Genomic DNA, 7,577 nt, shown 5'->3' with positions numbered 1-7,577 from the left:
CTGCTGCTCTTCGTTCGGCTTCCGCCGATAGGGCTTCCCCTTCACGCTTCACCATAAAAGATCGCTCCCCTACGGCTCCACGACTCCGAGTTCGCCCTTCCCGTCTCTCTCTCTGCTGCCTTCGAACTTGTCAAGGTGCTGAAGCGCTGCTCGCTCTTCTCGGCGAGCGCAAGAGATATTCTATCAGCCCTCCCTAAAGCTGTCAACATCTCCTGCGGCTCAGTTTTTACACAGTTTTTCCGTGGCCCAAAAACCAACTGTCGCAACGGGCCGAAGCCTCCCCGCGGAATGTTTCGCGGGGGACGATCGCGACGTTTTGTATCAAGCGTTGTCCTTGCTTTCCTCTATCTGCGAGACATCGAGATCAAGGATTCCCTCTTCGAGCAGAAGCTCATCCGAGGGATGCGAACTTCCTCCGTCCTCCTCGTCCGGGGAGGAGCTCGGAGATGACAAATCGAGACCCATTCCCTGCGTTTTTCGGGCAAGCACTTCCTGGACGATCTCCGCAAGCAGTTCCGGGTGCTCCTGGAAGTATTTGGCGAGGTTGTCCTTCCCCTGCCCGAGAGTTTCCCCTTTATAGGCGAGCCAGGAGCCCTTACGTTTGATGACACCGATATCCAATGCCATATCCACTGCGGCCATTTCCCGAGGAACGCCTTTCCCATAAACGAGAGTGGTATGGGCTGTCCGGAAAGGAGGCGCCAGTTTGTTTTTTACAACTTTGATCCACAGCTCGTGCCCGATCGCATCGTCCCCCTTGTTCAGGGCTTTTCCGCGCTTTACCTCAATACGGAGAGAACTGTAGAATTTCAACGCTCTTCCACCGGTAGTGGTTTCCGAAGGGCCGGAGCCGTATCCGGAAGAGATCTGGGCACGAAGCTGGTTGATGAAAACTACCACCGTCCTGCTTCGAGAAATGGAGGACGTGAGACGACGCAACGCGTAAGACATGAGCCGGGCCTGGAGACCGACCTGCTGAGGATCGCCGATCTTCCCGTCGATCTCCGCCTGGGGACTGAGGGCGGCAACGGAGTCCACGACGACAATATCAACAGCCCCGCTTCGGACAAGTGCATCAAGGATGTAGAGTGCCTGTTCGCCGCTGTCCGGCTGAGACAGGTACATGGAAGCGATGTCCACCCCGACGGCGGCGGCCAGACGGGGATCCAACGCATGCTCCGCATCGATGAAGGCAACGATGCCTCCCTGCTTCTGAGCCTCCGCCAGGGCATGAAGGGCGATGGTCGTCTTTCCCGATCCCTCCGGGCCGAAGATTTCCACGACTCTCCCCCTTGGAAGCCCTCCGACACCGAGAGCAACGTCGAGTGGAAGGATTCCCGTGGGGATCACTTCCGTCTGGGGCAGATTGGCCTGTTCTCCCAGACGCATGATCGCGCCCTCGCCGAATTTGCTGCGAATATCTCCCAAAGCCTGGTCGAGAATATCTTCCCGAGTCAACTGGTCCTTTCGTTTTGCCATCTTCCAATCCTCCTACGACGAGGGTAAAAGCGTCTGCTCGCTGATGGGCGTATACACCGGACCCGTCGGTCGCAGATCGCTTTGCATAACCACAAGTGTGTTCCCGATCCATTCGACGCCATGAAGTGGATTCGACGAGACCGATTCAAAAAGGGAAATGCTGCAGTCTCTTGGTTCTCTGACTCTCGCAAGTGTCAGATGCGGCAGAAAGCGCCGTTTTTCCCTGGGGATGCCTTTCGTTTCCGCCATGTCCTCAACAAGTCGTTGGAGTTTTTCCAGAAGAACCACATCTCCCCCGATTCGAAGGCAAAGAACGCGAGGATCCCGTAAATGAGGCAACATCTCCACATTTTCGAGCCTCAGGGCGATTGCAGGGATTTTTTCTCCCTGTAACGTTCGCCTCAGAGTTTCGCAGTAGTCACAGAGAAGCGGATAAGGAAGGGATCCGAGAAACTTGAGCGTCACGTGAAGCGCTTCGGGACGTACCCATTTCAACGAGGGAGCCGTATTCTTCAGCTCGCGTATCCATGCGGCAATCCTTTTCTGCAGATCATGCTGCAAGGGAAGACACACAAAACTGCGGAGAAGTTCGTCCATGGTCATTTCTCCTTGACGCGACGCCACAACCACTCCAGCGCCAGCGCTGCCGTCCTGGCGCGCACGAAGGAGCGATCTCCGAAAAGGCGATGGAGCGTCGCTTCGGATCCCCTTTCATCAGCGATGCCGACCCACACAGTTCCGACAGGTTTACGCGGCGAGCCGCCCGAAGGTCCTGCAATGCCGGTGACAGCCACGGCCATGTCACCTCTGCACACAGTCCTTGCTCCTTCTGCCATGGCGAGGACACACCGTTCACTCACAGCCCCGTCCTCGCGGAGAACGGCTTCCGAAACCCCCAGAAGCCGCCTCTTGATATCGTCGGCGTAGCAGACTACACCACCCTTGAATACGGCGGAACAACCCGGTACATCGGTGATTCTGGCAGCAACAAGACCTCCTGTGCAGGATTCGGCAGTAGCAAACGTCACGCCTCTCGCTTCCGCGGCACGCACGAGCGCCTCCTCAAGGGTCGCCACTCCTGGTGGGAGGCAGTCGCAGGGCAACAAGTGACGCATAGTTTTCTCACCGGAGAGGACGGCCGCTTCTTCGCCTCGGAGCACGACGGTCACGCCTTCCGGGGATGGCAAAATGGAAACCGTCAGGGAGGCATCCGCAAGCAGCGGGGAAATGCGAGAGGAGAGCACCGTCTCTCCCATTCCAATCACGCGGATCTTCGTGGATACTGTCGAGCCCCTCTCCAAAGAGGAAAATGCCTCATCCGCCATGGCCCGAAATTCCCAGGGAACTCCCGGAAGAGCCAGGATCCTCGTGCCGGAGTGATCGAAGCGGATTCCCAACGCGGTTCCGAGAGGGTTGAAGATCGCTTCAGTGGAGGCAGGAATCGCTCCCTGGGTGGAACGCAATCCCTCGACGCGGCTCTTTCGTTCGAGATCTCCCTCGTACCGCTTGATCACCTCATCGAAAAGAGCGGTCGGAAGCAGCTCCGTCCCCAGGAAAGTCGCCAAGGCGTTCCGGGTTTTGTCGTCATGGGTAGGCCCGAGACCTCCGGAGAACACGAGAAGATCAACGGACCCTATCCAGTGGCGACAAACATCCACGATCGCTTTCACGTCGTCGGCGACGATCTCCATTCCCGCGATTTCCCATCCCAGAGCGGTGAGTTTTTCCGCGGTATAGCGACAATTCTCCTCTCGGCCGATTCCCCGGAGCAATTCGTCACCAACGGCGACGAGAGCGGCTTTCCTGGGGAACATCACGACGCGGCTCATCCGAAGAAAGAGGCGAAACCGCCCCGGAGGAACAGCCACAAAAGTCCGTGAAGAATCAGGTTCGCACCGACTCCTGCGGCGATGTCATCCGCCATGATTCCCACACCCCCGGGGAGCCTTTCCAGAGTACAGACCGGAAAAGGTTTCACAATGTCCAACACGCGAAAAAGGAACAGTGCCCCAAGAGCATTCGCGGGAGAATGGCCGAACATGGCGATCCATGTTCCCACCACTTCGTCGATCACGACCTCCGGAGGATCAGGGTTTTCCGTGCGGCGTGCGTGAACGTCGGCGGCAATACCGCCGACCACTGCAACCGCCGCGATCGCCCACAACGGGATCGGAACGAGAAGCGCCACGAGAAAAGCCGCCACGGAGCCCACCGTTCCGGGCATCGCCGTGAGGCGCCCAAGCCCCCCCAGCGTGGCCAGGGGCGTACACCATGCGTTGTCAAAACTGCTGCTCATCGCGCAAGAGCCTCCCCTATCATGTCATGCTCCGTTACCTCGGTAATGCGAACGGGAATAACCGTTCCAGGCAGAAGCAGCTCGGCGCAACCGGCAATCTCGATTCCACCGTCCACCTCCGGAGCTTCACGGAACGAGCGCCCCCAAGCGACGCCTGCGGCGACATCGTGTTCCTCCACGAGGACATCGAGAGTCCGACCTTCAAAACGGAGTTGCCTTTCGTAGGAAATATCCTCCTGAAGCCGCATGAGGCGATCCAACCGCCCCTTTCCGATTTCCGCGGGAACCTGCTGTCCCAAAGACGCCGCGTGAGTGCCTTCCTCCGCGGAAAAGATGAACCCGCCCAGGCGGTCGAACCGAACTTCTTCGATAAAGCGCAGGAGATTCGAAAAAGCTTTCTCGTCCTCTCCTGGAAATCCCACCATGACGGTGGTGCGAAGCGTGAAATCGGGGTCCAACTCTCTCGCATAAAGAAGGCTCCTGGAAAAGACCGATCCCTCGCCCCTTCTGTTCATTGCGGAGAGGATGCGGGCATCTGCGTGCTGCACCGGAATATCCGCGTAGGGAAGAACCTGGGGAAAAGCCCGTAGGGCATCCCAGAAACGGCAGTCGACCCGATCGGGATGGAGATAGAGCAAGCGTAGCCAGAGATGCGACGGCAAAGACCGGGAAAGATCCGCCAAAAGAGGAAGCAGCGCGTTTTTGCCGAAATCGGCACCGTACATGGTAAGATCCTGCGCCACCAGGCAGATCTCGCGGGCTCCCGTTTCCACAAGGCGCTCCGCTTCGGCAATCACCTCGGCAGGCGGAAGGCTTCTCAAGGGACCTCGAATGGATGGAATCATGCAATAACTACAGCGATTGTCACACCCCTCGGCAATTTTCAGGTAGCGCGACCAGGAAGAGATGCCGGGGAAGAGGACACGGCACGAGCCGGCTGACGAAGACACGCCGAGAAACGATCCAAGGGATTCCCACGCCTCAACGCCACCCCAAAAATCAACCGAAGGAAGCTCCTGGCGAAGTTCTTTTCCATATCGCTCCACCAAACAGCCGAGGACTCCGATCTTCTTGATGACTCCCTGATTTTTCAATTGCTCCAGGTCGAGGAGAACATCCACGCCCTCCTCGACGGCGGACGCGATAAAACCGCAGGTGTTTACGAGAACCATCTCCGCGGCGGAGACGTCGTCGACGAGACAGTGTCCGCCTTCCCGGGCAATGCCGGCGAAGCGTTCGCTGTCCACCTGGTTCTTCGCACATCCGAGGCTTAAAAGGTGAATTTTCATACGTAGGATGCTTTCCGGCCACAGCACCCCATGGTCATCGCATCTCCCCCTGGGGAGTAAAGCGAATCGTCCGGGGCTTGCCTGTTCCATCCGAAGCGGGAAGGCTCTTTCCCTGCCATGTGATCGTCACCACTGCAGGATTGCCCAAGCGAACGCTCGTTTCGGCGGAGACGGAGAATTCCTTCGAGTCCCCCTTCTGCATCGTTCCTGTATAAAGGATCCGTTCTCCCTGGCGAACCTGCACCCAGCAGGCTCCTGCAGTCTCGACGCGAAGAAGATCCATCGGCTCCTCCTGCTGGGGCTGGGGGGTTGTCGGAGCCATCTCGTGGAGCCAGGGGAAATCGACGCTCTCCACCCCCACGGGCCCCTCCGAGACAGGGGGAACTTCGTCGGAGAGAGGCAGAAACACCTGCAGCGCATCGGGAGAAAGGTCCGGGCTCGGGAACATCTCAGAAAGGACTCGCGCCACTTCCACGGGAGAGATGTTGGGGCTCGTCGTTCCAGTACCGTCAACGGCCTCCGGAAGGGGTTCCGAAGTCGCTTCCGGAATTTGGGCGGGCACCACCACCGCAGAGGGAGTCGTGCGCTCCGCGACGCTGCGGCGTATCGTATCCCACTGACTCCAGGCAAATGCCACCGCCACGATGACAAGCAGCACGAGGAGAATGTAGGCACCTCTTCGAGTAACACGGCGGAAGCCTTTCGTGGCGGTGGAATACGTACCCAACGCATGCGTCACGTTCGTCGCACCCGCAAGCGGGATCGCCCTCTCGAATGCAGGCCAGAGATCCTCCGCATCAAGAAAGGACAGATAGGATTTGACGAAACCGCGCACGTAGACTGCCGCCGGCAGATCCTCCAAGCGCCCTTCTTCAATGGCGGAAAGGATATGCTCTCTCACGCGCGTGTGCAAAGAGACCTCCGAGAGGGAAATGCCCTTTGCCAGCCTCATTTCCCGTGCTCTGGCACCAAGCTCTCCAAAGGACACGTGTCCCTCATCCACGGTTCAACCCCCTCCTCCCCGCTTCCAGCAAAGCATTCGCCGCCAGTTCAGGCTGTGGCGTACCGAACACGGAGTTCCCCGCCACGAGAACGTCACACCCACTTTTCACGAGGCATTCCGCGTTCTCCGCGGAAACACCGCCGTCAACCTCGATGAGAAACGAAAGCCCCTGCACTTCGCGGAAACGATGAAGCGCCTCAATTTTCGGCACAACCTCCGGCAGGAAGGATTGTCCTCCAAAACCCGGATTCACGGACATGACGAGGACTAAATCCACCAGATGAAGCACCGGGTACAGAAATTCCACCGGCGTTCCCGGATTGAGTGTGATGCCCGGGTGAACTCCCAATTCCCGAACGGATTGCAGAAGACGATGAATGTGAGGCGTTGCCTCCACGTGCACGGTAAGCACATCGGCCCCCTGAGTCGCGAAGGGAACAAGAAACGATTCCGGAGAAGCCACCATAAGGTGCACATCCATCGGCACTTCCGGGTAGTTACGTCGCAACGCACTCAAAAACATCGGGCCAAAAGAGAGATTCGGGACAAAATGTCCGTCCATGATATCCAAGTGAAGCCACTGATGCGTTCCATTCAGTGCATCGATATGGACACGCATCCCGAGGGGATCCGCCGCGAGCAGAGAAGGCGCGAGAAGAGGCCGGCGCTCCCTGGTTTGGAACAGATTCATCGATACCTGTCCTGCCACACGAAATCGCCTCCGAGGTAGATCGTCACCGCTGCTTCATTTTGGTAGGGCTCATTGAGAGTGATGTATTCGCCGCCTTTGACTTCCTTCTTCAGGATCTGTCTCGTCCCCTTGACATCCACGATCTCGATGCGCAATTCCAAAGGCTTCGTCAAAGGAGGCACCTGATACCGTATTTTGGCCAGTTTCTTCACGGCCTCGGGAGATGTCTGCGGTGGCGCCTGGGGAACCGGCGTCGGACGAGCCGGTTCATGCACCTGCGGCAACGGTTGAGAGGGCTGTTCCACCACGACTGTCTGCTGTCCCGGCTTTTGTTGCCCCGGGATTGTCACCGCTCCGGGAGCGGTGACTTCCTGCGGAGGGGTCTCCTTGGGTTTCTGAGCGGTGGCGACGATAATCTCCACTCGCGCTCCCTGGCTCACGGTTTTTCCGGCTGCGGGTTCCATGCGCATTACCACACCCGGGGGCGTGGTCTGCGTATAAAGATACCGCACAGTTCCGAGTTTAAGCCCCGAACCTTCGAGAAGGCGCTTCGCCTCGGCTTCGTTCCGCCCCGCCAGGTCCGGAACGACTGCGGTTCCGGCCTTGGTACCTCCAAGGCTCACGAGAAGGTCCACTCGCGTCTCTCGGGGAACCGCTGCGGGCGCGGCGGGACTTTGGGCGACGATCACTCCGGGCGGCACTTGCGGGTGAGAGACCCGGATCACATCTCCTGCGGTAAATCCCTCCTCCTGCAGCGCTCTGAGGGACTGCTCATACTCCATACCCCGCACATCGGGAAGAGGAAACCGCTGTCCTCCT

At 58.5% G+C, this 7,577-nt stretch carries 8 protein-coding genes; all 8 read right to left on the bottom strand.

Annotated elements, in window-relative coordinates; translation table 11 throughout:
• Positions 1 to 321: 321 nt before the first annotated feature.
• Positions 322 to 1,479, bottom strand: a complete 1,158-nt coding sequence (recA, locus tag Q1K49_RS08775) for a recombinase RecA (RefSeq protein WP_300525178.1) — start codon at positions 1,477 to 1,479, stop codon at positions 322 to 324.
• A gap of 12 nt (positions 1,480 to 1,491) precedes the next feature.
• On the bottom strand, positions 1,492 to 2,076 hold the full coding sequence (gene thpR / locus Q1K49_RS08770; RefSeq protein ID WP_300525176.1) for an RNA 2',3'-cyclic phosphodiesterase: 585 nt from the start codon (positions 2,074 to 2,076) through the stop codon (positions 1,492 to 1,494).
• Between the two features lie 2 nt (positions 2,077 to 2,078).
• Positions 2,079 to 3,293, bottom strand: coding sequence for a nicotinamide-nucleotide amidohydrolase family protein (locus tag Q1K49_RS08765; RefSeq protein WP_300525180.1), 1,215 nt, complete (start codon positions 3,291 to 3,293; stop codon positions 2,079 to 2,081).
• A gap of 11 nt (positions 3,294 to 3,304) precedes the next feature.
• On the bottom strand, positions 3,305 to 3,775 hold the full coding sequence (locus Q1K49_RS08760) for a phosphatidylglycerophosphatase A (RefSeq protein ID WP_300525174.1): 471 nt from the start codon (positions 3,773 to 3,775) through the stop codon (positions 3,305 to 3,307).
• Complete coding sequence (gene rimO / locus Q1K49_RS08755) at positions 3,772 to 5,064, bottom strand: 30S ribosomal protein S12 methylthiotransferase RimO (RefSeq protein ID WP_300525172.1); 1,293 nt, start codon at positions 5,062 to 5,064, stop codon at positions 3,772 to 3,774. The genes Q1K49_RS08760 and rimO overlap by 4 nt, the downstream gene beginning before the upstream one ends.
• A 34-nt stretch (positions 5,065 to 5,098) precedes the next feature.
• Positions 5,099 to 6,067 (bottom strand): RodZ domain-containing protein, encoded by a 969-nt coding sequence (locus Q1K49_RS08750; RefSeq protein WP_300525169.1) that lies wholly within the window; start codon positions 6,065 to 6,067, stop codon positions 5,099 to 5,101.
• Positions 6,060 to 6,758, bottom strand: a complete 699-nt coding sequence (rpe, locus tag Q1K49_RS08745) for a ribulose-phosphate 3-epimerase (RefSeq protein WP_300525166.1) — start codon at positions 6,756 to 6,758, stop codon at positions 6,060 to 6,062. Before rpe ends, Q1K49_RS08750 begins: the two co-directional genes overlap by 8 nt.
• Positions 6,755 to 7,577, bottom strand: an 823-nt coding sequence (locus tag Q1K49_RS08740; protein WP_300525163.1) for a PASTA domain-containing protein, incomplete at its 5' end; no start/stop codon positions are given. The genes Q1K49_RS08740 and rpe, both read right to left, overlap by 4 nt.

The organism is Aminiphilus sp., from assembly GCF_029975095.1.
In the GTDB taxonomy this organism is placed as follows: domain Bacteria; phylum Synergistota; class Synergistia; order Synergistales; family Aminiphilaceae; genus Aminiphilus.
Note: the sequence above shows the minus strand (reverse complement) of the source record. Positions and strands in the feature narration are given on the sequence as shown.